Annotated in this window: 21 protein-coding genes; 12 read left to right on the top strand and 9 right to left on the bottom strand. The window is 48.2% G+C overall.

Features of this window, described 5'->3' with window-relative positions:
• The first annotated feature begins 435 nt into the window (after window positions 1-435).
• The 3 genes from HRI97_RS12165 to HRI97_RS12155 all read left to right on the top strand — a co-directional run bounded on the left by HRI97_RS12165 (window position 436) and on the right by HRI97_RS12155 (window position 4,913).
• Window positions 436-1,155, top strand: coding sequence for an InlB B-repeat-containing protein (locus tag HRI97_RS12165; RefSeq protein WP_253725762.1), 720 nt, complete (start codon window positions 436-438; stop codon window positions 1,153-1,155).
• Between the two features lie 397 nt (window positions 1,156-1,552).
• On the top strand, window positions 1,553-4,186 hold the full coding sequence (locus tag HRI97_RS12160; protein WP_253725760.1) for a cadherin-like beta sandwich domain-containing protein: 2,634 nt from the start codon (window positions 1,553-1,555) through the stop codon (window positions 4,184-4,186).
• Window positions 4,187-4,274: 88 nt separating this feature from the next.
• Window positions 4,275-4,913 carry a hypothetical protein gene (locus HRI97_RS12155; RefSeq protein WP_253725759.1) on the top strand — a complete coding sequence of 213 codons (639 nt, stop codon included), beginning with the start codon at window positions 4,275-4,277 and terminating at the stop codon, window positions 4,911-4,913.
• A gap of 106 nt (window positions 4,914-5,019) precedes the next feature.
• Here the strand turns inward: HRI97_RS12155 and prtP are convergent, their stop codons facing one another.
• Entirely contained in the window at window positions 5,020-6,927 is a 1,908-nt protein-coding gene (gene prtP, locus HRI97_RS12150) for a dentilisin complex serine proteinase subunit PrtP (RefSeq protein WP_253725758.1), read from the bottom strand.
• 10 nt (window positions 6,928-6,937) lie between these two features.
• A complete protein-coding gene (gene prcA / locus HRI97_RS12145; RefSeq protein WP_301338918.1) occupies window positions 6,938-8,812 on the bottom strand; it encodes a dentilisin complex subunit PrcA in 1,875 nt (624 codons plus the stop codon).
• 256 nt (window positions 8,813-9,068) lie between these two features.
• Between prcA and HRI97_RS12140 the strand changes: the two genes are divergently transcribed.
• Window positions 9,069-9,860: a class I SAM-dependent methyltransferase gene (locus tag HRI97_RS12140; protein WP_253725755.1), complete on the top strand. Its 792-nt coding sequence runs from the start codon at window positions 9,069-9,071 to the stop codon at window positions 9,858-9,860.
• 89 nt (window positions 9,861-9,949) lie between these two features.
• Window positions 9,950-10,573, top strand: coding sequence for a class I SAM-dependent methyltransferase (locus HRI97_RS12135; protein ID WP_253725754.1), 624 nt, complete (start codon window positions 9,950-9,952; stop codon window positions 10,571-10,573).
• 228 nt (window positions 10,574-10,801) lie between these two features.
• Here HRI97_RS12135 and eno read toward each other — a convergent pair whose 3' ends face one another.
• The 5 genes from eno to HRI97_RS12110 all read right to left on the bottom strand — a co-directional run bounded on the left by eno (window position 10,802) and on the right by HRI97_RS12110 (window position 17,408).
• Complete coding sequence (gene eno / locus HRI97_RS12130; RefSeq protein ID WP_253725753.1) at window positions 10,802-12,103, bottom strand: phosphopyruvate hydratase; 1,302 nt, start codon at window positions 12,101-12,103, stop codon at window positions 10,802-10,804.
• 334 nt (window positions 12,104-12,437) lie between these two features.
• A complete protein-coding gene (locus tag HRI97_RS12125) occupies window positions 12,438-13,394 on the bottom strand; it encodes a BsuBI/PstI family type II restriction endonuclease (RefSeq protein ID WP_253725751.1) in 957 nt (318 codons plus the stop codon).
• On the bottom strand, window positions 13,385-14,863 hold the full coding sequence (locus HRI97_RS12120; RefSeq protein ID WP_253725749.1) for an Eco57I restriction-modification methylase domain-containing protein: 1,479 nt from the start codon (window positions 14,861-14,863) through the stop codon (window positions 13,385-13,387). The genes HRI97_RS12125 and HRI97_RS12120 overlap by 10 nt, the downstream gene beginning before the upstream one ends.
• 397 nt (window positions 14,864-15,260) lie before the next feature.
• Window positions 15,261-16,436: a MalY/PatB family protein gene (locus HRI97_RS12115; protein WP_253725747.1), complete on the bottom strand. Its 1,176-nt coding sequence runs from the start codon at window positions 16,434-16,436 to the stop codon at window positions 15,261-15,263.
• 132 nt (window positions 16,437-16,568) lie between these two features.
• The gene (locus HRI97_RS12110) at window positions 16,569-17,408 is read right to left on the bottom strand and encodes a DUF3737 family protein (RefSeq protein WP_253725745.1); all 840 of its coding nucleotides are present in this window, start codon (window positions 17,406-17,408) and stop codon (window positions 16,569-16,571) included.
• Window positions 17,409-17,486: 78 nt separating this feature from the next.
• On the opposite strand from HRI97_RS12110, the gene HRI97_RS12105 reads away from it, so the two are divergent.
• From HRI97_RS12105 to holA, 5 genes are all read left to right on the top strand, one after another.
• A complete protein-coding gene (locus HRI97_RS12105; protein ID WP_253725744.1) occupies window positions 17,487-19,406 on the top strand; it encodes a sigma-54-dependent Fis family transcriptional regulator in 1,920 nt (639 codons plus the stop codon).
• Window positions 19,407-19,478: 72 nt separating this feature from the next.
• The gene (gene hprK / locus HRI97_RS12100) at window positions 19,479-20,468 is read left to right on the top strand and encodes an HPr(Ser) kinase/phosphatase (RefSeq protein WP_253725742.1); all 990 of its coding nucleotides are present in this window, start codon (window positions 19,479-19,481) and stop codon (window positions 20,466-20,468) included.
• A 33-nt stretch (window positions 20,469-20,501) separates the two neighbouring features.
• Entirely contained in the window at window positions 20,502-20,768 is a 267-nt protein-coding gene (locus tag HRI97_RS12095) for an HPr family phosphocarrier protein (protein ID WP_253725740.1), read from the top strand.
• Between the two features lies 1 nt (window position 20,769).
• Window positions 20,770-21,381, top strand: a complete 612-nt coding sequence (lexA, locus tag HRI97_RS12090) for a transcriptional repressor LexA (RefSeq protein ID WP_180487371.1) — start codon at window positions 20,770-20,772, stop codon at window positions 21,379-21,381.
• A gap of 1 nt (window position 21,382) precedes the next feature.
• The gene (holA, locus tag HRI97_RS12085) at window positions 21,383-22,396 is read left to right on the top strand and encodes a DNA polymerase III subunit delta (protein WP_253725739.1); all 1,014 of its coding nucleotides are present in this window, start codon (window positions 21,383-21,385) and stop codon (window positions 22,394-22,396) included.
• Window positions 22,397-22,426: 30 nt separating this feature from the next.
• Here holA and HRI97_RS12080 read toward each other — a convergent pair whose 3' ends face one another.
• Entirely contained in the window at window positions 22,427-23,263 is an 837-nt protein-coding gene (locus HRI97_RS12080; protein WP_436411280.1) for a C45 family autoproteolytic acyltransferase/hydrolase, read from the bottom strand.
• 417 nt (window positions 23,264-23,680) lie between these two features.
• On the opposite strand from HRI97_RS12080, the gene HRI97_RS12075 reads away from it, so the two are divergent.
• Window positions 23,681-23,890, top strand: a complete 210-nt coding sequence (locus HRI97_RS12075; RefSeq protein WP_253725738.1) for a hypothetical protein — start codon at window positions 23,681-23,683, stop codon at window positions 23,888-23,890.
• A complete protein-coding gene (gene pyrE / locus HRI97_RS12070) occupies window positions 23,887-24,564 on the top strand; it encodes an orotate phosphoribosyltransferase (RefSeq protein WP_253725737.1) in 678 nt (225 codons plus the stop codon). Before HRI97_RS12075 ends, pyrE begins: the two co-directional genes overlap by 4 nt.
• Window positions 24,565-24,698: 134 nt before the next feature.
• Here the strand turns inward: pyrE and HRI97_RS12065 are convergent, their stop codons facing one another.
• Window positions 24,699-25,871 carry a phosphoribosylaminoimidazolecarboxamide formyltransferase gene (locus HRI97_RS12065; RefSeq protein ID WP_253725736.1) on the bottom strand — a complete coding sequence of 391 codons (1,173 nt, stop codon included), beginning with the start codon at window positions 25,869-25,871 and terminating at the stop codon, window positions 24,699-24,701.
• Window positions 25,872-25,953 lie beyond the last annotated feature (82 nt).

The following is a 25,953-nucleotide window of genomic DNA, read 5'->3' as shown; positions in this document are numbered from 1 at the left end:
AACTCGCGGATATACGTGTGCGCTTTTGCGCACTAATTGCCCGGCTCCTAAATCTGAAGATTTACTCGCTGGGCAATTTTACGGTAGGTTAAAAGCGCCGCTGAAATAGCGCGGCAGCTTTTAACTTCGAGTTTTCTTCGAAAACTCGCGGATATACGTGTGCGCTTTTGCGCACTAATTGCCCGGCTCCTAAATCTGAAGATTTACTCGCTGGGCAATTTTACGGTAGGTTAAAAGCGCCGCTGAAATAGCGCAGCAGCTTTTAACTTCGAGTTTTCAAAAGAAAACTCGCGGATGTACGTGTGCGCTTTTGCGCACGAATGCGGCATTTTCGGAAATTGATTCGAAGTCCGCGAAAGCGGACACGTAGAATCGATTCTTTGCAGAACGAGTCGAAGGCTCTAATTTCCTGCAAAAGTTTTATAGGAGTGTTTTATGAAAAAAACAGTGTTTGTTTTGGCGGCTTTGGCGGCCGTCCTTATCGGGTTCAGCGCATGCAGCAACGGTTCATCGGACGACAATACGCCGACGGCAAAAGAGTATACCGTTACGTTCGGCGTTGACGGTGAAAACGGCGAGCTTACCGCTGCAGTGGACGGAAAGGCTATAACTTCAAGCGCACGAGTGCGAGAAGGCAAAACGGTAAAATTTACCGCAAAAGCAAAGGCGGGCTATGCCGTCAATACATGGACGATAGCAGGCGGCGCATTTGAAGCCGATACGGGAAAAGACGGAAGCGATACCGCGTCCGTAAAAGTGGATACCGATATAACGGTAAAAGTAAGTTTTAAAGCAGCGGCGCCGGTACCGTCCGTTCAGCAGAGCGATCTGTACGGCTCGTATTGGGGTTCGTTGACTATGATGGGCAAGGATTTTCCTTTGTGCCTCGTCATAGAAGCCGATAAAGTTGCGCTGCACAGCGATGTGATGGGAATGGAGTATCCGCTCGTAAAATATAAAGACGAGGGCAACGGAACATGGACGATCGGCTGTTACGATGATGGAGAAGATACGACGAAGCCTACGACCCATACAACTGTTTCGGTCGACACGAAAGCATCTCCGTTCATCGCTAAGGCGACCATCATACCGATGCATGTCACGTCAGCGCCCTTAAAGAAGGGAAAAGCTTACAACAACGAATACACACACTGAAATCAAAGAAGCTGTGCAAGATATGTAAATACGTTTGCCGCAAAATTGCGGGAGGCGTTGTAAAACTCCCGTGTTTGTAATATACGCATACGTTTGCCTGAAAAAGCGTTCCTTAAAATGCGGCATTGCAGAAAATATCAATTTTCGAAAATGCCGCAGCCGTGCGCACGAGCGCACATGTTAATATGCGACGTTTGCCTTTCGGCAAACTCGCCGTTAAACGAAACGCGCCGTTTCAGCGTTTCGTTTAACCGTTCGTTTTTTCAGGCGGTGTTTTTTACTGAAGCGTAAAAATACCGGACGTTTATTGATTAATAATTAGTTTTTGTAAGGAAATGTATATTATGCAGCTTGCTGCCGAGCAATGAGCTGCAAGGATTATATAATAGGAGCATATATGAAAAAATTGCAAAAATTCTTTTATGCGATTTTACTTTTTTCAGGTATAGCGATGAGCTGTAATCAAAGCATCTCGTCCCCGGGCGGGCAGGAACCGAATCCCGGTAACGCCGGCTGGGAAAAAGTAAAAATTTCCGTACTGGACGGGAACAATCAACCGGCTGCGTTGACCGACAGCGGAAACGAACGGTTTACAACGATAAAAACCGAAAAAGCTACGGTTTCCGTCGGCATTCCTCTCGGCGCACAAGTACAAATAAACGGTGAGGCGACGCGGGCTAAAGAACTTACGTTTACGACAAACGGAGAAGAACAAACGGCCGATATTACCGTTACTTATAACGGTACTTCGCGAAATTATAAGGTAAAAATTCGTTATTACAGAGGCGCGATAAAAAAGGTTACGGTTACGGACGAAGAAAGCAAGCCCGTATCGGTAAGTTCTCCCGATGCGTTCAGTTATTTGGCAAGCGTCGGAACGAAAAAAGCAACCGTTGCCGTTGAAACCTTCGATTCTGCCGACACGGTAAAAATCAACGGCGAAGAAACAAAGACGAAACAAGTTGAATTCGAAGCCGACAACAAACCGATAACGTTGACGGTAAACGTTACTCACGAAGGCAACGAAGAAACTTATACGGTAAAAATTATCTACAGCGATCCGAACGCCGTGCCTAAAGAGCCGGTGCTGAAAAGCATTACCGTAAAAAATGCGGAAAATACAAGCGAAACCTTTGCGCTTGCACCCCGATTTATTCCGTACAATACCGAGTATAAAATTTCGGTTCCGAACAGCGTAAATAAAATAAAAGTGGAAGCCGAGGCGGAAACCGGTATCGATGTTATCGTTGACGGAGGTGCGGAACATACGCTTGCAGTGGGCAACAACAGCATAACGGTAAAAGCGGTACAGACGGGAAATACCGTCAATGCGTTTGAATACAAAATACAAGTCCAAAAAGCTAAAACTGCCGCTTCAAGCGATGCGTTTCTTAAGTCTTTAACTTTGGACAGCAAATGGGGAGGTCAGCATAGAGATTGGAAGAGCGCTCCTGCGCAATTCGCTAAAGAAATATATACGTACACGTGTATGATGGATGCGCACTGCGACGAATTTTTTATTAAAGCCGTACCCAATGAAGCGCATGCCGTTATGACGGTACAAGCAAACGGTGCCGCAGCCGTTCCCTTGACGTCCGGCGAAAATAAAAAGTTTGCGCCTTTAATAAACGGCATCAACACCTTTGTTATTACGGTTACCGCCGAAGACGCTTCCGCCGTAAAAACCTATACTATAAAGGCTGAAAAAAAAGAAGGCAGCCTTGTACTGAAAACCTTTACGGTGAGCGGGGTGCCCGATTTTTATACGGAACGTTACGAAGAGTATAAAAAAACCGGCCGCTTCGGTTCAAAACTTTTTAAGATAAATGTTCCCGAAACGGCAATTCCGGTAACCGTAACGGCGATACCCGAATTTCCCGCAACCACTACAATGAAAATCAAAATCGGTAGCGGAACGGAAGAAGAGTTTAACGGCACGAAGGTCGTCGATTTTACGGATAGCGTACTTCTGACAATAACGCTTGCGTCGTCCGTAACAAGCGGTTGGGATGATACGTACCGTTTGTCGTTGAATAAAACAAAGGCGGGGGGGAGCGACGATAATACGCTCAAAAACCTTGAAGTGCAGTACTACGGAAACGGCTTTAAATTTTATAAGACCGAGCTGGATAAAACTTTTGTGCCCGGTACGACCGACTATTCGATAACGTTGCCGTTCGGAGTTACGGATATCAGAGTGACCGCGACGCCGAACCATGAAAAAGCGTATATAGACGGCTGGAGCGGAAGCGATACAAATGCTTTTTTTGCTCCGTTCGACAAAGTACGGATTCCCGTCATTGCCGAAAACGGTGCGCGAAAAGTGTATGAGATTACGGTTAAACAAAAACCGAAGACGACCGTAAAGATCAATAATATTGCGGAAAATCAGACTATTGACTTGCAGGCGCTGCCGTCGGGTCTTTCCGTAACCGGTGAGTTTGAAGATCCCTCCGGAGATGTGGCTAGTATTTGGGTCGGGTCTTCGGGGCTGCCGATACAAAAAGATAAAGGCGGCAAATGGGTAGAAGCCAGAATAAACGGTAACACATTTACCGCTGTTTTGCCGCCGGAGGCGCTGAAAGACCTTCCGAACGGTTTGCGCGATATAAAAGCGGGCGCTTTTGATCTTAGAGGCGGCACCCTAGCCGTAACCCGTGTGCCGATCACCGTAACGGGAAATACCGTCGCAACTGCTCCGCTTACCGTCAGGATAAAAAAGGCTGCAACGCTTACCGAGTCCATTTCTGCAAACGCTTCGATGAGCATCATCGCTTTGGATCAGGCGTTTTTTGATCAAGGCGAAGACGTTGTCTATGCAAGTAAAGCGTTAACTCCGATCGGCGCTTTGCAGTTCCCCACAAATATACCGCTTGCCGGTGTAAGGGCGGGAACCGAGTGCCGCGTGGAAGTATATGTATACGAGCGAGTGCTTAACAGGGATGTACTGCTGTATTCCGGCGTCGGAAAGGTTCAAGTAACAGGCGGAACAAACAATACGTGTACGGTTGAACTGAAAAGTCCTCAATAAGCGCGGTATTCAACAGTACAAATAGCGCAAAATTATGAGGGCTGCCGAAACGGTAAGAGCCGGCGGCAGCCCTTTTTCAGAGGTAATTATGAAAAAACATACGTCTTTTTTGATCGCCGCATTTTTTACGGCAGTGTTTGCTTCTTTTTGTTTTTCGGCATGCGGAGGACCGAACATCGTTGAAGAAAATAAACAGAACGATGAAGGTTTTCTTCCGCCGCTTCCGCCCGCCGCCGAACGGGAACCTGTAACCGAAGCCGATATTTTAGGCGACTATGACGGAGCCGTTATACCGGTAATGAACGGTATAAAATTTCCGAATGCCGTACCTGAAAAAATCAGGATCCAAAAATCGTCGGCAACTCCTCCGACAATTACGTTTATAACCCGAGAGAAAACTCCGTATCACGCGCTTATGCATAACATGGATTTTAGCTATACATTTAAAGAAATCACGCTTGTTCCCGCTGCGGACGGAAAAGCGTATTTTTTCAGCGGGACCGGCGGTGATTTGCGTATGCATGCACCGACTGAGCCAATCACAAAAGGAAGCAAAATTAGTACAAATACCGCCCTTGAAAAAGGCTCCATTTATAAAAAAGGCGGAAAATTGTATATCAGTTATATCGTCGTATACGATATGGCTGATATACGAGAGATGATTCCCTTGCTGCCGGAGAATCATAAATCATTGGTTGCGGTTATGCAAAAAGGCGAAAAAAAATAAGGAAAAAAACGACGGGCTGTCGAGAAAAAAAAACGACCGCTCAAAAAAAGCCGCCTTTTGCGAGGCGGCTTTTTAGTCGGGGAAAATGTCTTTGATCACTGACGGATTACTTGTTCAGCTCAAAGTCGATATATATGTCGGAGTCGGCCGGTGCGGTAATCGGTTTTGTCTTATAGGTGCCGTTATCGTTTATGCCGACTTCATATTCGGTACCCGTTTTTAATCCGTAAAACCGTATCGTCCCGTTCTTTTCATCGGTCATGCCGGCTGCAGCGCATAAGCCGCTTTGTTTTTCGTATAACCACACTGTTTTATTTTTCTGCACGGCGCCGCCTTTTTTTACGGTTATGATTACCGCTTTTTCCGAATACGTGTGGCCTGGGGCGGGAACGGAACCGTTTTTAATCGCTTGAGCGGCTTTCAGAACGTTTACCCTGCCGTAGCCGTACCACTTCGAAAAACCGCGCGCATCGTATCTGCCGTACGGAGAGCCCCTATCTATTTTGTCGGCGGTATTTTCCAAAAGCGTTTTGATTTGGTACGGGCTCATGTCCGGATTCATTGATAAAAGGTATGTGATCGTTCCGGTGACAAAGGGCGTTGCCATCGAGGTTCCGCTCATCCACGTATAACTTTCGCGCAGCGTCGGAGATAAGGTGTTCGACCAGTCCGTACCGTTGTTATAACAGCTGTAAATGCTTTCTCCGGGAGCGCACACGCTTATCCATGAACCGCCGTTACTGAACGGAGCTTTCGTATCGTCCATAGATGTCGCACCTACGGCCAGTACGCCTTGAAGCGCGGCCGGGTACGATGCGACCGTTTTGCCGTCGTTTGCCATTGCGATAACCGGTAAAATACCCGCGGCGAGCGCCTTATTCATCATTTCCACTTCGTACGGGTGTATCGAATAGCCGCCTAAAGATATGTTGACGGGTACGGTTTTTTGTGTCAGCTTCGGGTAATTTTGTACGTCGGCCGGCAGTCCTGTGAAGACCGATTTGTTGCGCGATGCAGGTTCTTTTCGCAGTTCGGTAATGATTTCGGCAAGGTCGCCGAGGCACGAATACACCGAATATGAAGACCCCCCCGTCCTGCTCAATCCGCGGTATGCGATAAGTTTCGTGTTCGCATGAGAAACGCCGCAAATACCTTTGCCGTTGTTTCCGACTGCCGCAATCGTTCCCGCGCAGTGCGAACCGTGTCCCACGTCGTCCCAATTGTCGTTTATCGGAACGGGCTCGAGCGGATCACATATCACGTCGCTTCCTCTTTTCAGCGACGATTTTGCATACAGGACGATGGAGTGATCGCCTTTGTCATAAAAATCTTCGTGCAGACTGTTTACACCGCTGTCTACAATGGCGGTAAGCACCGGATGTACCGCATCGCTTGCATCGTATGCTTTAAATGCTTCAAGCGCATGGGCTGCGGTTAAGCCCCAATCCGCAAGGTCGGCTTTCGGATCTTCGTTTACGTTACCGTCACCTGTGCCGAACGGTTTTAACGCGCCGGGATGAACGGAAGCACGCGCTTTCGGTGTGCGGTACGGCGGCTTTTCATCTCTTTGTATTGCCTTCGGTGCGTCATATCGGTAGTCCGGCTGCGCATACAAAATGCCGTTCAGTTTTCGTACTGCGGCGCGGAATTGCGCGGCATCGCCATGGGATTTTACCAAAAAGTATACGTAGCCGTCATGTAAATCCTGGCGGGATTCGGCTGCGGTGTTCAGCGCCGTAAAGACATCCGCCGTTACAAAATCGGCAGCTTTAACGATCGAATAGCCTTCGCTTACCGTTTCGTCTTTGCCGCGGCCTTCCTGCTGCTCTGCGATCCATTCGGCTCCGAACGAATGAGCTCCGCCGTCGGAAAAAGCGCCGGCTGTTCCGCCGCTGCCCGTTTGAACAAAGCCTGTCGGACAGCCTGCGAGCAGTACGGCAAAAGCCGCCGCTGCAAGTATCGGTACGGCCGTTTTTAAGGCGTGTTTTTGGTGTATTGTATTTTTTATCTGCATATTGTGCCTCTCATTCATCGGTTACTTTAAAGAAATACTGCCCGTTCAAACTGCTTGCATAGCGGATGGCGTTTGCAAAACTTTCGCTCGAACTGAGCGGTTCAATGTCCGTGCCTATTTCGTTGCCGTCCACGTCTTTGCTTTTCCATGCGGCGGAAAATGCCGCAGGTTCGTCGTCGTATGTTTTTTTGAGCTCTTTTCCCCAGTCGAAGATGTCCCACGCGTAGGTAATGCCCGTTTGAAACGTTTCGTCTTTGCACTGCGGGTGATTGAAGCCCTTCGTTGTATGGAAAAGATATGCCGGTTTAATCGTTATAACACCGTTCTTGTACGAAATAAAATCGTCTTCCGTAAGGCTCGGAGCAATCACACCTCTTTTTTGCAATTCCTTAAAAGAATGTTCTTGCGGATTTCCCGACATGGCATACTGCAAACCGAGTTTTTCACCTTTGCCTTTTTTAAGATAAAAAGTCGCCTTTCCTGCAAAGATAATCTTTTGGTCTGAAGTTTTTTCGGTAATGAACAGTCCGAACGAAAAAGCGTCGGCAAGCTTTTGGTCCCAAATGGCGGCATTCGTCAGCCGGAACGAAAAACTCAAATTGTTGAGTTCCGATTTTTTTACAAAGCCGTTGTCGGCAGGGCTTTGCAGTTCGATAGTATTCGCCGGTAACAGACGCGCGGTTGCCGTCGGGGAATCGAGATGATGTGTGCCGTCGGTAAAAGGGGCAACTTTATATTCGTAGGTTACGTTTTCTTTAAGCGAAGTGTCCGTGTCGTAGCCGAGATGAATCCCTTTATATGACAGCCAGTTCGAATTATTTTCGCCGGCGTAGTCTGCAGCATATTGTCTTTGTCCTACGCGCGTCCATTCCGTTTGTCCCTGAACCCTCCGATAAATATCAAAGCCGCGGATGGGTAAATCTTCCGCTCCGCGATCTTTTACCCTAAAGTACAGCAGCACTTCGTAGGTATTGCTTTCGCCGTTGTGCGTGCCGATACCGAAAGGCCTTATTGCCGATTGTTCCGGCAGGCTGAAAAGCTTTAACGAATGCGGAAAGCGGTGCATTTCAACCCGAAAGTCTTTAACCGAAGCTCCGCTTATATCTTTAATCGCCGGGCGGCGTTCTTTAAATTCGACGGAATTGATATGGCGTTCTACGCGGTTTCCCGCAGCATCGTAAGCGGTAATGATAAAGTCGTCTATTTTATTCGGAAATGAAATTTTGTTGAAATTGAAGCGGGCGGTACACGTCCAGCTGCCGTCGGGCGCTTTTACGCAGTCGGGCGAAACGGAAGCGATGTTGTTGCGTGAAGACGGGGATGAGCCGACCGCAACGGCACATCCGAAATTTCCGCTCGCGTTGGCAACAATTGCGCGTGACGGGCAGTGGAAAACGATTTCCAATCGCATTGGTGCATCGCCCCCTCCTGACCATATGCCGCTGTCTTCAAACGGTATCCCGTTCAATTTGACGGACTGTACGCTCGGAGCTTCCGTCAGTGCGCCTTGCTGCGGTACCCGCTGGATCATCGTAACGGTTTGCCTATCGGATTTAACCCAATAATTTTCAATGACCGATGCGGCGAGTTTGTCTTTTATACCGCTTAAGCGCAAATCATAGCATTGGTCTTTCGACAGGTACAGCCGTGCGGTGCCGCCGACAACCGGAACCGATGTGTATTCCAAAATCGTCGTACCCGCCTTATATGCGGCGAGGGTTGAACTTTCCCTGACGGGAGTGCCGCCTACGGAATCCAGAACAGTAACGGTAACGAGCGTACCGCCGAAAGTACCTCCGGCTCCGTTCGGGCACGATGTAAAAAAACATACGAACAAGCATAATATACACGGCAAGACGTATATCTTAAATAGACGATTATTCATAATTTCTCCCATAAAAAACTATTTAAATATATAGTTAGCTAACGGTAACTTCTTCGATATAGGGCGTATTGTACTGAAGTCGGTATATGAGGTCAAGATACGATATTCGTTTTACAGCGTATTGCAAAGATTTTGACAGCGTACGGCGGTTATATGGAGAATCGGATACGGGTTAAAAAAATTAGTTCTGTCTAACTGATTGAAATTATCAATAGAAATCGATATAGTTTTTACGAATACAATCACGGAGGAATCTATGAAACCCGATTATAAAAACTGGGTGCCGAAAGAAGTGCTCGTCCTTTTTACCGCCTGCACATGCGTTTCGTTTATCTTGCTCGCCGTTTTCGGAATTGCCGGTGTCGGCGTTTCGGGAACATTCAGGACCGTGCTTTCGGTGCTGTTTGCGCTCTTTTTTATCGGCTTCGGTGCCGCTGCGGTATTGTTTTTGCGCTGGTACCGTGCATTCGATTATAACGGCAAGCGGCAGATGGCACGCGGTATTATCGAAGGGACGGCGAAGTATGTGACGCTGCCCTCAGGCGGTACGGGACTCGATGTCGGCTGCGGCAGCGGCGCGCTTACGATTGCGTGTGCAAAGCGGAATCCGCAGGGGACGATGCTCGGCGTCGATCCGTGGGGTGCGGAGTACCGATCGTTCAGCAAAGCGCTGTGCGAAAACAATGCAAAAGCCGAAGGCGTTTCGAATGTACGCTTCGAAAAAGGCAACGCGGTGAAACTCGATTTTCCGGACGAAAGCTTCGATGCGGTTACGAGCAATTACGTATATCACAATATTACCGGTGTAAATAAACAGGAGCTGCTTTCGGAAACGCTTCGCGTGCTGAAAAAAGGCGGCGTCTTCGCGATTCACGATCTGATGTCCCGTTCCCGCTACGGCGACATGGATGCCTTTGTCGCGGACTTAAAAGCGAAAGGCTATGAAAAGATTGAGCTGATCGATACGACGCAGGGCATGTTTATGACGCCGAAAGAAGCGAAGTCGTTGCAGCTTGCGGGCTCGACGTTGCTCGTCGGCAAAAAATAGTTTTCACGTTTTACGCGGACTCTGCCGGCGGCGAAAGCGAACGCGATAAAGCGTACATGCGGAACCGTATTTTATAACGGAGGATGCAAATGGGCATTTTGAAAAAAGTATTCGGTAATACGAAAAAGCCCGAAGGCTTTTGGGGTAAGCTTATGGTCGACGGCATGAACCGCGGACACGCACCGCTTGCCGATTGGGGAATGAGCTTTTTCGGCGACATTCGGCCGAAAGCGATTTTGGACTGCGGCTGCGGCGGCGGACGAAACGTCGCGGAATTGTTAAAACGATACCCGCAGGCGGAAGTTACGGGGCTCGACTATTCGGAAGTGTCGGTTAAAAAATCGCAGGAAGTAAATACCGATGCCGTACAAAACGGCAGGTGCCGCATCGTGCAGGGCGACGTTTCCGCTTTGCCCTTTGTCGACGCTTCGTTCGATTTGGTGAGCGCGTTCGAAACGGTTTACTTTTGGCCGGGTCCCGATCGAAGTTTTTCCGAAGTATTTCGTGTGCTGCGAACCGGCGGCGTTTTCATGGTCGTCAATGAAGCGGACGGCAAAAACAAAGCCGATGAAAAGTGGACGACTATCATAGACGGTATGAAAATCTACGGTAAGGAAGAATTGGAACGCTATCTTCGAGAGGCGGGATTTACGCGAATTGAAACATATCGAAACGAGGGAAAGCACTGGCTCACCGTCCGTGCGGTAAAATAAGCGTTTTCCGATATTCGGCGGAATTTCGAAACGTATCGGAAAATTATTAATAAAAAGGCGCACGGGCGGCTTTGTTATAAGCCGATCCGTGCGCCGTTCGATTGCGGGACGAGCAGCCTACGCCTGCGTGGAGTACCGCGAAGCGTCCGCGCGTGAGCGCGGATGAGGGTTACCGAAGTACGGAAGGCAGGTTCTTCCGTTCCGTGTCGTCCGTACGTTTTGGAAAATTTATCCGTTGCGTTTTACGTTGAATGCGCCGAATCCGGGGTATACCGCGCCGGCTCCGAGATCTTCTTCGATGCGGAGGAGGCGATTGTATTTTGCGACGCGTTCGCTGCGGCTCGGAGCACCCGTTTTAATCTGGCCTGCGTTGAGCGCGACTGCGAGGTCGGCGATCGTCGTGTCTTCGGTTTCGCCGGAGCGATGCGATATGATTGCCGTAAAGCCCGCTTTGTGCGCCATCTTTACCGCGTCCATCGTTTCGGAGATGGAGCCGATTTGGTTCAGCTTGATGAGGATGGAGTTGCCGCATCCGTTTTGAATGCCTTTGATGAGGCGTTCGGTGTTCGTGACGAACAGGTCGTCGCCGACGAGCTGCACGTTTTTGCCGAGTTCTTTTGTCAAATGCTGCCAGCCTTCCCAATCTTCTTCGTCGAGGCCGTCTTCGATGGAAATGATCGGATATTTTTCGACGAGCGATTTCCAGTGCGCGACGAGTTCGCTCGACGTAAACGTTTTGCCGCTTTTGGGCTGTTTGTATTCGCCTTTTTTGCCGCCCTTCCATTCGGAAGAAGCCGCGTCCATAGCGAGAAGGAAATCTTTTCCCGGAGCGTAGCCGGCTTTTTTGATCGCTTCGAGGATCGTTTCGATCGTTTCGTCGTCGCTTGCGAGATCGGGCGCAAATCCGCCTTCGTCGCCGACGGCCGTCGCGAGTTTTTTCGATTTTAAAATGGATTGCAATGCGTGGAACACTTCGGTGCACCAGCGGAGTCCTTCTTTAAAAGACGGAGCGCCTGCCGGCATGATCATGAATTCCTGCGTGTCGACGCTGTTCGTCGCGTGTGCGCCGCCGTTTAAGATGTTCATCATCGGGACGGGGAGATTCGTTGCATTGATGCCGCCGAAAAAGCGGTAGAGCGGAATGCCGATGGAAGCGGACGCTGCACGTGCGCTTGCGATGGAAACCGCAAGGATCGCGTTTGCGCCGAATTTCGATTTGTCTTTCGTGCCGTCGGCAGCGATCATTGCGCGGTCGATCGCGTAGATATCGGATGCGTCTTTTCCGACGAGCGTTTCGTTGATTGCGCGGTTTACGTTTTCAACGGCTTTTAAAACGCCCTTTCCGCCGAAGCGCTTCGGATCTCCGTCGCGCAGTTCGAGGGCTTCATAGGTACCCGTCGATGCGCCGCTCGGTACGGCTCCCGTTCCGACCGTTCCGTCGGCAAGCGTCACTTCGGCTTCGACCGTCGGATTTCCGCGCGAGTCGATAATTTCTCTTCCCGTTATCTTTGTTATAAGGCAAGATTTCATACGAACACTCCTTAAAAATGAATTGCGATTGATAAATTCGGTTTGCAGAATTGCAAAGCAGGTTGAACACCGCTTTATTTACTATATATAAAAACGGAGGCTCGTGTCAATGTGCGGGGAGTGACGCGTGCCGGTTCGAGCGTTAGGCTTGCGGAAGCCTGTCCTGAAAAGCTCGACCGCGGCATACACGGCGAGTTTGCAAAGCAAACTCGGTAGTGAGTGCAACGAACGAAGTTCTCGCCGCAACGTAACTTTATCAGCTCATACTTTCAAAACTCGACATTCGTTTTACTATATATAAAAACGGAGGCGCGTGTCAATGCGGGGATTTTGTTTATTTATGCGTCCCGATAAATTTATCACCGTTAAAGTGAATCATGTGTGTCGGATTATCTGCAATCCATACCTCCGTTTCCCATGCTATGTCGCCGATATAGTGCGCAAATATCTTTTTATCAGGAAAAGCAGAAATATATATTTTATCAATCATGACAGAAGAAAAGAGTTCTTTAAGTTCAATATAGCGTTTGCTGTCAACCGGTCCATGCGAAGTAACGGATTCAATAAGTACAAGCAAGGCTTTTTCTTTCGCGTATAAAATTACGTCCGGCATTTTTCCATGTTGCTGTATATTAAACAATAAATTTCCGGCAAGTTCTTGATCGTAATACCCCCACTTTTCACCGGTATCACCTACGTATACAAGTAAACTTTCGGGTAAAAACCGAGGAGCCATTTGTTCAATAATATCCCGAATTAATTCGCTATGCTTTCCCGGCGAAATCTGAATTGAATGATTTTCTTTTATTTTGATCGAAACCATCTTCATTTGACGTTCATGTGCGTATTGCTGTACAAGTGTCGGTTGTTGTTTTATAAAATTACCGAGCATTTTAGTAAAATCTTTTGTTTTATATAATTTGATTATCTGCAATGCTTCGTCTGATATTTGATATACGGCATTAGGACTATTAACCGGTCGTGCAGGATCGTCCGGATTATAGAGAACTATTCCTGCTTGTACCATTTGATGAGTACTAAATATTCTGAACGTTTCTCGTGTATTTGGAGCATATATTTTATTATAATATTTTTTTGCAAAGCTTATCATTGGGGTGATACCCATTAACGGATTTTCAGCATTTTTCCATTCTTTTTCCGGTGTCATATTTAATAGTGAAAGTAGGCAATACGCTGTCCGTTCATTTTGCTGTGCTTTTGGCATTCCAAACAAAGTAAGAAGATTAATTGCCTCTTCAATTTTTTGTTGTATTTGTTCCTTTAATTGCATAATACGATAGACTCCGCGAGTGAATCAAAAAGTCGTTGATTCCATTGATTTGATTGTTGCAGCCGTTTTCCCAGTTCTTTTAATTTCTGTAGATTAGGATACGGGATATTTCGTAAATCTGTTGCATTTACTTGGGTATGCCCGCTAAATAGTCGGAAATTTCTATCAATATATGTTGAATTAAGCCAGCAAATTAAACCGTATGCAATCTCTTCAGATAAAGAAGCTTTATTTATATGAAAAATATTCAGATGATTTTCAAACGCAATACCGTCAGTGATAAAATCTTGCGGAGTAATGAGTGAAGCAACAATCCGTTTTGTTTCTTCTTTCGTTGAGAATCGCTTTACCGCGACATAAAAACCTTTCGGGAACAGTAATTTAGAAACATCTTCAGAATACAAAATTGCATTCGGCTTTTTTGATTGCTTCGGCCATTCAAGACGGAAATGCCGTAAATGAATAGGATATACCAGCGGATAAGCTCCGGTTTGATAGCCTTGTAGTAAAAAATCCCGTTTCCTAAAATCAACAACCGGTCCGGTAGAAACATTGATATGTAAATCTTTCAAACTGGAATAAGCGGAAAATGTTTCTGTATATATCTTCTTTTCTTCCGGAATACGCAAGTATTTTTCTTTATCCGAAGGATTAAGAATTTGAGTAAAATCTGCATCAAATACTTTAAAATCTACAAATGACTCATCCGTACAATAGGATACTCTTACCGATTCTTGTTTTCCTTTTTTTTGCAGCATAATAATAATATTTTCCTGCAAAACAGCTTCATCCTTAAATGCTTTATTTCGCGATTTAAATAGATGGATATATTTTATTGCACAGTGCTTTAAAATAAACTTACGAAACGGTTTGTAATAAACACCATTACAGAAGCTTCTTGGAATAATAGCAACAATATAGCCTAAGTCTTCAGTAATTGTAATAGCTGCGCCGACAAAGGCGGTGTATGAATTAACTGTTTCAAGTCCAAAGACGCGGGCAGAATGCCGTTCTGCCGAATGAGTTGCTATTTTTTTATAGGGCGGATTCATAATGACATGAGTATATGTTTTATTTATATTCCATGTGAATTCAAATGCCGTTTTTGCAAGGAAATCTTCAGAAACTATTTCATAGTCGGCTTTATTAAAACAGGCAGTTGCCCGTATTATATTTTTCTCTAATGTTTGTAATACGGATTCATCAATGTCGTATGCAGAAACAAGAACTTCCGACGCTTTCCAGTTTTCCTGCCGAATCCGTTCCAGAAAAGAACAGGCAAGTGTCCCGAATCCCGCTCCGGGATCGAGCAGCCGTATATTTTGATCAGTAACCGGAAATAAAGATGCCATAAAGCGGGCGATCGGATAGGGTGTAAAATATTGCCCTAAACGTACCTTGTGCTCTATAACGGTATTTACCGCATGAGTAAGTCTTTCTTTTTCCAATGTTTCTGCAAGTGCAAACATACCACTTTTATAGCATATTTTTTGACTTTCAGGGAGAGTATACTAGCCCTATAAATCATAGTGGGCTTAAAAGCTTGTTGGAAACGACATAATCGAACTGCGATAGAGCGGCGGCCGAAAAGACTGCGGTTTTTTCGGATTTGCTGTGATCGACTATCAGTATGATTTTGTCGGTCGCTTTGATGGCGGCTTTTTGAAATAACGCGTCGTCTTCGTTGTAGGCGGGACGAATATATTTGCACTCAGGACGGTGCTGCTTAAAAACGCTTTGTCGACGCGATTGCTCTACGATTGTCTCTCTTTCCGTGCATATAGCGTCTTCTTGCCGAGCGTATCGATCGCGGAAAATACCACGCACGCTCGCGGAAAATGCAGCGGTCGTCCGGCCCCGTACGCACTATCCTTTCCTGCTGCAATATGCATGCACACCCGCTTTCAGCCGCGCAAGTCCGTCGCTCACCGTCGATCTCGGACAGGCGACGTTCATGCGGAGAAAAGTGCGGCCGTTTCCGCCGTAAATCGCGCCTGCGGTAAGGTAGAGTCCCGTTTCGCTTCTGATAAAATGCGCAAGGTCGTTCGAGTCGTCGGTGATTTTCGAACAGTCGAGCCACAAAAGATAGGTCGCGTTCGACGGAACGGCAAAGATTTCGGGAATTTCATTTTTAATAAATTCGCGCACCGCTTTTTTATTTTCGAAAATGTACGCGCGAAGTTCGTCGAGCCATGCCCCGCCTTTCGTAAATGCCGCAGCAGCAGCGATACATGCGAATACGTTGGGCTCCGCGACTTCATCGGTGTTGAGCTGACGATCGATCTTCGCGTGAAGCTTGGGATTTTTTGAAAATACGGCTGCGGTGTGCAGGCCTGCGATATTGAACGCTTTCGACGGCGCGATGCAGGTGATGCTGTTCATAGCGCAGGTTTCCGAAACCGATGCGAAAGGTACGTAGGAGGCGCCGGGATCGGTGAGGTCGCAGTGGATTTCGTCGCTTATGACGGTGACGCCGTGCTTCGCACAGAGTTGACCGATGCGTTCAAGCGTTTTTGCATTCCAAATTTTTCCGACGGGATTGTGCGGGTTGCACAAAATAAAAAGCGACGTTTGCGGATCGGCGAGCTTTTTTTCGAAATCGGCAAAGTCGATTTCATACGCGCCGTCTTTGTACACGAGCGGGCTTTCGAGAATGCGTCTGCCGTTGTTGACGATCGAATTGAAAAAAATATTATATACCGGCGTCAAAACGACGACGTATTCGGCGGGCGTCGAAAACTTCCGTACGGCGCTCGAAAGAGCGGGCACGACGCCCGTACAAAACGAAAGCCGTTCTTTTTCAATTGCGAAGTTGTGCCGCGTTTTCCACCAGCCGATAAGGGCGTCGTACCAATCGTCTTCGATGATCGGATAGCCGAACACGCCGTGCTTTACGCGTTCCGAAAGTGCATCGATTATTTCCGGCGCGGCCTTAAAATCCATGTCGGCGACCCACATAGGAAGTTCACCGTCTTTTACATCCCATTTATACGACGCCGTATGTTTCCGATCGACGATCGTATCGAAATCGTATGCTGCCATTTTAACCGCTCCTGTATGTATGCGTTTCAGACTGTCAAAAACTTTCGGTTTCGACAGCCGTATTGATTTTATTAATTTTTATTCGATCGGATTATTAATTTTTTGCGCACCGCCGTTTATCGATTGTCAATTTTATTCCTTGCAGATAATTTTCGTTTTTGCCGGATCGACTTTATCTTTTTCGACGATGAGCTTTCCGATGCGCTCGGCGCGTATCGTGCCGCTTGAAGGATTAAAGACGCTGTCTATCGTATTCGTTATGTCGGCATCTACGGACGAGTATTCGAAAGCGAGGGTCGTATTGATGAGTTTGCAGTTTTTCATGATGAGGTTGTCGATGTAACACATACCCTGCAAGCTTTCGATCGTGCAGTTTTCAAACGTCAAGTTTTTCGAATTCCAGCCGAGATATTCGCCCGATATGAATGAATTGCGAACGACGATGTTTTCGGCGTTCCACAGCGCATCTTTTGAAATGAGTTTCGAATTATTGATTTCGATATTTTGCGCGCCGTCGAAGGGATAGTTTCCGTCAAGGATGAAATTGTCGATTTTCATGTTCCGGCTGTTCATTGCAAAGTAGTCACCTTTTGCTCTGACGTTTTCAAATACGACGCCGTCGCACGACCAAAACGTTTCCGCCGCGTTCGGAAAGTCCGCGTTTACGATGCGTACGTTTCGACATCTGCGGAAATTTTTAGGCGCTTCGATGACGCTGTCTTCGACCGTGACAGTATCCGTGTACCATACGCCCGCGCGCGCCGTTTCAAACCACGTGCAGTTTTTTGCAGTGATGTTTTTACCGTACCACAGCGGATATTTCCATTTGAACATACAGCCGTCAAGTTCGATATCCGACGCGTGCTTCAGCGGCGATTCGCCGTCGGCAAAAATCGTGTCTATGATTTTCATGTCGTGCGCTTGGAACAGTGCGCGTTCGCCCGTTAAAAATTTTTGTTTGATTTCTTCCATATCGCAATCCTTATGTGGGTACGTATAAAATATAATGAAACGGAAACGAAAGAGCAAATACGTGCTATACTTGTACGCATGAGCGATATCGTATTGATTGCACCGTATGAAAAAATGCTTTCGGATGCGAAACATGTTATTGAAAAAAGACATTATACGAATATCACTGCGGTGTTCGGCGATTTGTCCGCAGGCCTTATCGCGGCTTCGGATGCCCTTAAAAACGGTGCGAAAATTCTTATCAGCAGGGGAGGAACATATTCTCTCATTCAATACGTTTCACCCGTTCCCGTCGTTGAGATAAAAACGAGTCCGATCGATTTTGCGGAGACGATCAGAGCGCTGCAAAATATCGACGATGTTATCGGAGTCGTCGGCTATGCGAACAGTATGAACGGGTACGAACTGCTGAAAGAATTGGGAAAGCGCGTTATCAGAGCGGAACTGAAAAATAATAATGATTCGGTCGAAGATAAAATAAAAGAATGCGTCGCTTCAGGCGCAAAGGTGATTGTCGGAGATGCGGTCACGTGCCGTACCGGAAGTGCTCTCGGCTATACGTGTTTTTTGCTCGAAAGCGGAGAGCGATCGCTCGAAGATGCGTTCGATGAAGCCGAGCGGGTTCTCGATGCGATAGAACGCGAAGAAGAACTCATCGATCGGTATCGCACACTTATGGATTCCGTTCACGACGGTGTGCTTGCGACCGATGAAAATAACAGGATCGTTGCGGTCAATGCGCCGGCGTGCCGCATCTTCGGTATGGAGCAAAAAGATTTATCGAATATGCCGCTCGGCGTCCTCGATCGGTACGGTGCGGTTATTCGAGAAATCGCGGACAATGTGCCGCTTTCCGACGAACTGCGCCGAATCGGTTCGTCGAAAATAGAAATCAGCAATTATCCGATTCAATCCGGCGGAAAACAACACGGTTCAATCGCGGTATTTCAGGATATTACCGATGTGCAAAGCCGTGAAAAAAAGATACGGCAAAAACTCGTGCAAAAGCGGCTTACGGCAAAGTATTCGTTTGCGACGATAATTTATAAAAGCCGCGTTATGGGCGATTGCATCGCGATCGCTCAAAAAATCTGCAATTACGATTCCGCCGTTTTGATCGAAGGCGAATCGGGCGTCGGAAAAGAATTGTTTGCACAGAGCATTCATAACGGAAGCAAACGCCGGCTTGCACCCTTCGTTGCAGTCAGCTGTGCCGCCCTTCCGCCCGCGCTTATTGAAAGCATGCTCTTCGGATATGCGGAAGGCGCGTTTACCGGCGGTGTCAGGGGCGGAAAAGAAGGTGTCTTTGAAATGGCGCATACGGGGACTCTTTTTCTCGACGAAATCGGAGAGCTGCCGCTTGAATTGCAGGGACGCCTTTTACGTGTGGTACAGGAACGCGAAGTGATGCGTATCGGAGGGGATGCGAATATTCCGCTCGACGTACGGCTCATCTGCGCGACGAATAAAAATCTGCATGAACTCGTCGCGGACGGAAAATTTCGCAAGGATTTATTATATCGATTGAATACGCTGCGTCTGTATATTCCTCCGCTGAACGAACGTGCGGAAGATATTCCCGTTTTGGCGGAATCCTTTTTACGGAAATACAACGGACGCTATACGAAACGATTTGCGGGATTTACCCGTGAAGCGCTTTCGTTTTTGAAGCGCTATGTGTACGAAGGAAACGTACGCGAACTGCAGGGTATGATAGAGAGAGCCGTTATCATCGGCGAGGGGGATTTCATACAAGAAGAAGATTTGTGCGCGGGACTTCCCGATCCGTTTTACGGCAGGCATATGCAATCGAAATTCGATACGGACGGAAGCGAGAGTACCGATCGGCTTTCTCTCGGTGAAAAAAAGGTGTCGCTTAAAGAAGCGGAAGATCGATATATCAAGGAAGTTTTTGCAAAGACCGGCAATTCGGTTTCGGAAACGTGCCGCATACTCGGCATCAACCGTTCGACGCTGTGGCGGAAAATGAAAAAATAATTGATAGGGCGAAAGGCGGGTTTGCCGTTTTTAAACCTTGCGCTTTCATCAATATATGTGTATAGTATAATCATGGCCGATAAGAAATTCACCGTCCTTGATTTGCTTGAGCTTGACCTGCCCGGGCACGACGCGCTGTATTTGACGTGCATCGCGGGACGGCGCGGTTTGCCCCGCGCGATGACGGCTCCCGACATCAACCGTCCGGGTCTTGCGCTTACCGGTTTTTACGAATCTTTCGCTTATCAGCGCGTACAGCTTTTCGGCCGCGGCGAAAGCGCGTATCTGCAAAAGCTCCACGCCGAACACAATCTCTCATCGCTGAAAGAGATTTTCGAATACGATATTCCTTGCTGCGTTTTTTCGTACGGCATACAGCCGCCGGAAGATTTTCTTTCGATAGCGGAAGAAGCCTTTTGCCCCATTTTACAGACGTCGCTCGAATCGACCGAATTTTCAAGCCGCCTCATTCGCGTTTTATCGAATACCTTCGCGCCGAAAAAAACGATGCACGGCGTCCTCGTCGAAGTGTACGGCATCGGTATACTGCTCGTCGGACACTCCGGTGTCGGTAAAAGCGAAACCGCGCTCGAACTCATAGAACGGAGCCATCGCCTCGTTGCGGACGACATCATCGAACTGCGGTGCGTCAACGGCAATATCCTGCTCGGACAGGGTGCAAATCGATTTATCAGCCACCACATGGAAATACGGGGACTGGGCATTATCAACGTATCGCAGCTCTACGGCGTCGGCGCCATCCGCGATCAAAAAGAAGTGCAGCTCGTCGTCGAACTCGAAGATTGGGATCCCGATAAAGTGTACGACCGCCTCGGCACGGATCAAAAATACATGGATATACTCGGCGTCAAAATTCCCGTTCTCGAAATACCGGTGCGGCCGGGGCGGAACCTGCCGATTATCATCGAAGCTGCGGCGATGAACGAACGCTTAAAGCGCATGGGATACAATTCCGCACGTGACTTCAATCAAAACGTGCTCAAATGGATCGAAACGGGAGAAGCGCAGACTGCATACAACAGCAGCGATGATTCCTATTAATTATTAATTTTGTTTTTATTAAAGGATGACGATATGATTGAAAAAACGCTGATCGTAAAAAATCGTGCAGGCATTCACGCGCGGCCCGCTGCGCTCATCGCGCAGACCGCAAATAAATTCAACTGCGAGCTTACGCTCGTTCTCGGCGACACGGAAGTGAATGCAAAATCGATCATGGGTGTCATCACGATGGCGGCGGGTTACAATACGAGCATCACGCTGAAAGCGGACGGCTCCGACGAAAAGGAAGCGGTGCAGGCGATCGAAGCGCTCTTCGATTCGAAATTTGCGGAAGAATAGCATGAAGGAAATTACTGACAGACAAAAACAGGTTTTAACGTTTATCGCCGATTTTGCGGAAGAGAATTCGTATCCGCCGACCGTGCGCGAAATAAGCGATCACTTCGACGTATCGCTGCGCGCCGTGCAGGATCACATAGCGGCTTTACAGCGCAAGGGATTTTTATCGCTGTGTCGAAAACGATCGCGTTCGATCCGCGTGCTTGCCGACGGCGAACTCAAGGATCCACGTCCCTACGTCGACAAAGTGCCGCTTCTCGGAACGGTCGCCGCAGGTAAGCCGCTCCTCGCCGCGGAAAATCTCGACGGCTATGTCAATTTGACCGAACCCTTCGTACGCCCGGGAAAGCGTTATTTTGCCCTTCGCGTGCGCGGACAGAGTATGATCGACGCGGGTATTCTCGAAGGCGATTTGGCGGTCGTCGAGCAGACGTCGGATGCGGAAAACGGACAGATCGTCGTCGCCGTCATCGACGAAGCCATCACTTTAAAACGGTATTACAAAGAAAAGAATCGTATCCGATTGCAGCCGGAAAACCCCGCATTCAAAGCGATCTACAGTCAGGATGTCCGCGTCGTCGGCATCTTATCGAATATCGTCCGCACCTATTGATATGGATACACCGATCTACCTTTACACCGGACCCGAATTCGGCGAACGGAACGATGCTGTTTCCGCCGTAAAAGAGGCGATGCGAAAAGCGCACGGAGAACTCGACGAATACCTTTTTTATGCGAACGAAACGCCCGTTTCGGAGATAGTGACGATTTTGCAGAGCGGCTCCCTCTTTACAAACGCATCGTGCGTCGTCGTACGTTCCGCGGAATCGATCAAAAAAAAGGAAGACGTCGGTGCGATATCCGCATGGGTAAAGACCGCAGGGGAAGGGACGAGCGCGCTCATCCTCGTATCGGATGAAATCGCCGTCGACGCAAAGCTCGAAAAACTTGTGCCTTCCGCGCATAAAAAAATATTTTGGGAAATGTTCGAAGACCGGAAAGTGCCGTGGCTTATAAACTTTTTCCGAAAAAACGGATACCGCATCGGTGAAGAAGCCGCCGAAGATATCCTCGACATGATCGAAAACAATACACAGGCGCTCCGTTCCGAATGCGCGCGATTTTTTTTGCTCTTTCCGAAATCGCACGAAATCACGCCCCAAGACGTCGAAGCGGTGCTTTCGCACAACAGAGCCGAAAGCGCTTTTACGCTCTTCGCGGCGATGGCATCGAGTGAAAGCGCATCGCGAAGGCTCGAACTTTCGCTCGACGTACTGCAAAAAATCCGTCTTTCAAAAGATTCTTCTCCGGTGATGATACTCGCGGGGCTCGCTTCGTGTTTCCGCCGCCTTGCGCTGTGGCACGCGCTCGCGTCGTCGGGACAAATCGACGATTTTACGTTAAAGACGCACGGCTTTTCGAGCAAAAAAGCGAAAGCGCAGTACAGCCGCGCCTCTTCGATTTGGACGGCGGGACAGACTGCGGCGATCCTTGCCGGCATCGCAAGCGCCGACATGGAAATCCGCTCGAGCGGTGCGCTTTTCGAAGACGTTCTTTTGCAGCGCGTCGTCTACGAAACGGTCGTCAAAAAAGGTGCGTCCTGTGCCGCGTATGAAAGCGCGGTGTAATACATCTCAAGGCGTGCGTTGTATAATGTATTAATAAATAAATCGTAACCGCGCGTCCTCTCTGAATCGCTTTCTGCAGGGATTCCCTTCTGCACGATATATTTTTTTATGTTTGATGTCGTATACGACTGACCAAACGGTATCGGCACCGGTCTTCCTGTCATACTGACACATAAATCCGAAGCGCCCTTTTAAAATCGATTCCGCCAATTCGGTTGAAAAACAGCGTCGGTTTTCTTTCAGTGCCGTACGGGCAACTTCATAGCGCTCTTCCGATCTCCAATCGTCGATACCGTGCTTTTCGTACAGTTTCATTTTTCCGGAATGGAAACCGTTCGTCGCTGCAATAAAATTACAATCGGCAGTCGGTTTTATGATTTCGATTCGGCGGCAATTACATTCTATAACTGCCATCGCTCCGGTATTATCGATAACGGAAATTGTCTGTTGAGATGCGATCGGCAAAGTCCGTATACACGCGATCGCTTCTTCCGTCGTTTTGCATTTTTCGAGTATATAGCGTACCAGCATACCCGAATTCAATCCCGCATTTTTTATGACAGGATACACAAAAGTCAGCCCCGCAGCTAAACCGTATTCGTTTATTCCGTCTTCCATTTCGATAAACGCGGTCGTGTTTCCATTAAACGCGTACGCACCGTCGAGCGCATACATGCAGTTCATATACAGCTTTTCCAGTTTGACAAGGAAATCGCTGTTCCGTGCAAATACGATATGCTCGTCATCCTCAAAGGCAAAACATGTACATCGATTGGAAAATTCAAAGCAGTACATACTCAGCAAAAACGTATAAAAATCTTCATGCGGACTGCGCTGCCCGTCCGCAAGCCCTTTGATCTCATCCAGTACTTCGGGATAATATTTTTCATATATCGGAAGGCACGCATCGGCAAATTCTTTCCGTTAAAACAACCTGCACGGAAAACGGCAAAATACTGTTGCCCGACGGGATAACAAAGGTTATACTTAACAGCAGGGCAGCAGCAAAAACGCAGAAACCGGAACTTCAAGCGTTTTTAGAGTATATGAATGGGAAGAAAAGTAACAGTGATTTTATTATCGAACTCGAAAACAAAGTAAACGAGATAAAACAAAACGACAAAAGAAGGCGAATAAAAAATGCCGGCTGCAATAGCGCCGACACTTTTTATCTCGAGTTTGCCTTGCAAACTCGTAGATTGTCTGTGCGCTCGACGCACACGGCTAAAAACTTTTTCGGGAATTGATATTCCCTACAAAAGTTTTTATAGGAGGCGCGAATATATGATAATGAGTGCATTTGAAGCGGATGCTCGGCGTGTAGGAATTCTTGAAGGCAAGCAAGAAGGTATCTCCGAAGGCTCATATCAAGCGAGGCTCGAAACGGCAAAGAACTTAATTGATATGGGGTTGTCGATTGAAAATATCGCAAAGGCAACCGGACTCGCACAAAAAGAAGTGGAAAAACTGCAGCCGAAGTCGGAAGCGCTGTGACCGATTATCAAAAAGAATTTATCGATTTTATGGTTTCGTGCGGCGCACTCGCGTTCGGATCGTTTACGCTCAAAAGCGGGCGGCATTCCCCGTTTTTTATCAACGCAGGCGCATACGTGACGGGTTCTCAGCTTTTACAGCTCGGCAAATTTTATGCGAAAGCGATTCACGACAATTTCGGCGACGATTTCGACGTGCTTTTCGGTCCTGCGTACAAGGGCATTCCGCTCGGCGTCGCGACGGCGATAGCTTATGACGAATTGTACGGCAAAGCCGTTCGCTATTCGTCGAATCGTAAAGAAGCGAAAGACCACGGAGAAGAAGGCATTTTGCTCGGCGGAAAAATTTCCGACGGCGACAGAGTTTTAATAATCGAAGATGTGACGACGAGCGGCAAATCGATCGAAGAGACGTATCCGATTATCAAAGCGCAGAGTGAAAAAGCGAAGATCATCGGTTTGATCGTATCGATAAACAGAATGGAAAAGGGACTTACGACGGACAAAAGCGCGCTCGACGAAATCTCGGCATCCTACGGCTTTCCCGCCCGCGCGATCGTTTCGATGGACGACGTTATCGACGCGCTTTACACGCACGGCGATAAAACGATCATCACCGACGACATCAAAAAATCGCTCGACGGCTACTACGCCCGATGGGGTGCAAAGCGCTGAAAACGCGGAGCCGCCGCAAAAATGCGCGCGCTCTGCATGATCCGTAAAATGTCGAGCGGCGGCCGATCGGCAAAACGGCGATACATCGCCTGCGCGCCGCCGAATCGTACATCGGGAAAAAAGTCGCGCCTTGTTCAGTGGTGAAAAAGGCGCATGCCGGTAAAGGCCATAACCATACCGTATGCGTCGCACGTACGTATGACATCGTCGTCGCGTATCGAACCGCCGGGTTCGGCTACGACGGAAGCTCCGCTTTTATGCGCGCGCTCGATGTTGTCGCCGAACGGGAAAAATGCATCGCTTCCGACGGCGACACCGGTATTTTTCGAAATCCATATGCGCTTTTCTTCTTCCGTAAAAACGGGCGGTTTCGTTTTAAATACTTTTTGCCACACACCGTCCGCAAGTATGTCGCCGGATTCGCTTCCGACGTATACGTCGATCGCATTGTCGCGCTCGGCTCGCTTTATATCGTCGCGGAATTCAAGTGCGAGCGCTTGGGGCGACTGGCGGAGCCACCACGTATCCGCTTTGCCGGCGGCAAGGCGCGTGCAGTGAACGCGCGACTGCTGCCCCGCACCGACACCGATCGCCTGCCCGTCTTTGACAAAGGCGACGCTGTTCGACTGCGTATACTTGAGTACGATGAGCGAAATTAATAAATTCAATGTATCGGTATCGGAAAGCGTTTTGTTTTTCGTTACGATATTTTTCAAACACGACGAGTCGATGACTGCGTTGTTTCGTCCCTGTTCGAACGTAATACCGAACACTTGTTTCCGTTCGATTTCTTCGGGCACATAAGAGCCGTCTATTTGAAGGGCGACGTATGCGCCTTTTTTTTTCGCTTTTAAAATATCGAGTGCGGCGCCGTCGTAGCCGGGCGCGATAACGCCGTCGGACACTTCTTTTGCGATGAGGCGAGCCGTCGCTTCGTCGCAAGGATCGGACAGTGCGATAAAATCGCCGAACGACGACATACGGTCGGCGCCGCGCGCACGGGCATAGGCGGAAGCGAGCGGCGAAAGTTCGACATCTCCCGTAAAATATATGCGCTTGAGCGTATCGGAAAGCGGCAAACCGACGGCGGCTCCCGCAGGCGACACGTGCTTGAACGAAGCCGCGGCGCTTATACCGCTTACGGCACGCAGTTCTTTGACAAGCTGCCAGCCGTTCAGCGCGTCGAGCAGATTGATATAGCCCGGTTTCCCGTTTAAAACGGCAAACGGCAGCTCTCCTTTTTCCACGAACACGCGGGAAGGTTTTTGGTTCGGGTTACATCCGTATTTGAGAAGTAATTCCGTCATAATTAATAATTTTCCTGCCGACGATAAAATAAAAAAACTTCGTCCCCTCGGAACGAAGTTTCCCTTGCGAATCAGTTGCGGA

The sequence above is a fragment of the Treponema socranskii subsp. buccale genome, assembly GCF_024181585.1.
Lineage (GTDB): Bacteria > Spirochaetota > Spirochaetia > Treponematales > Treponemataceae > Treponema_D > Treponema_D buccale.
This window is presented reverse-complemented; position numbering and strand designations above follow the sequence as displayed.

Coding starts and splice junctions, on each gene's coding strand:
- HRI97_RS12165 (WP_253725762.1), top strand. CDS start 436: ATGAAAAAAACAGTGTTTGTTTTGGCGGCTTTGGCGGCCGTCCTTATC.
- HRI97_RS12160 (WP_253725760.1), top strand. CDS start 1,553: ATGAAAAAATTGCAAAAATTCTTTTATGCGATTTTACTTTTTTCAGGT.
- HRI97_RS12155 (WP_253725759.1), top strand. CDS start 4,275: ATGAAAAAACATACGTCTTTTTTGATCGCCGCATTTTTTACGGCAGTG.
- prtP (WP_253725758.1), bottom strand. CDS start 6,927: ATGCAGATAAAAAATACAATACACCAAAAACACGCCTTAAAAACGGCC.
- prcA (WP_301338918.1), bottom strand. CDS start 8,812: ATGAATAATCGTCTATTTAAGATATACGTCTTGCCGTGTATATTATGC.
- HRI97_RS12140 (WP_253725755.1), top strand. CDS start 9,069: ATGAAACCCGATTATAAAAACTGGGTGCCGAAAGAAGTGCTCGTCCTT.
- HRI97_RS12135 (WP_253725754.1), top strand. CDS start 9,950: ATGGGCATTTTGAAAAAAGTATTCGGTAATACGAAAAAGCCCGAAGGC.
- eno (WP_253725753.1), bottom strand. CDS start 12,103: ATGAAATCTTGCCTTATAACAAAGATAACGGGAAGAGAAATTATCGAC.
- HRI97_RS12125 (WP_253725751.1), bottom strand. CDS start 13,394: ATGCAATTAAAGGAACAAATACAACAAAAAATTGAAGAGGCAATTAAT.
- HRI97_RS12120 (WP_253725749.1), bottom strand. CDS start 14,863: ATGTTTGCACTTGCAGAAACATTGGAAAAAGAAAGACTTACTCATGCG.
- HRI97_RS12115 (WP_253725747.1), bottom strand. CDS start 16,436: ATGGCAGCATACGATTTCGATACGATCGTCGATCGGAAACATACGGCG.
- HRI97_RS12110 (WP_253725745.1), bottom strand. CDS start 17,408: ATGGAAGAAATCAAACAAAAATTTTTAACGGGCGAACGCGCACTGTTC.
- HRI97_RS12105 (WP_253725744.1), top strand. CDS start 17,487: ATGAGCGATATCGTATTGATTGCACCGTATGAAAAAATGCTTTCGGAT.
- hprK (WP_253725742.1), top strand. CDS start 19,479: ATGGCCGATAAGAAATTCACCGTCCTTGATTTGCTTGAGCTTGACCTG.
- HRI97_RS12095 (WP_253725740.1), top strand. CDS start 20,502: ATGATTGAAAAAACGCTGATCGTAAAAAATCGTGCAGGCATTCACGCG.
- lexA (WP_180487371.1), top strand. CDS start 20,770: ATGAAGGAAATTACTGACAGACAAAAACAGGTTTTAACGTTTATCGCC.
- holA (WP_253725739.1), top strand. CDS start 21,383: ATGGATACACCGATCTACCTTTACACCGGACCCGAATTCGGCGAACGG.
- HRI97_RS12075 (WP_253725738.1), top strand. CDS start 23,681: ATGATAATGAGTGCATTTGAAGCGGATGCTCGGCGTGTAGGAATTCTT.
- HRI97_RS12065 (WP_253725736.1), bottom strand. CDS start 25,871: ATGACGGAATTACTTCTCAAATACGGATGTAACCCGAACCAAAAACCT.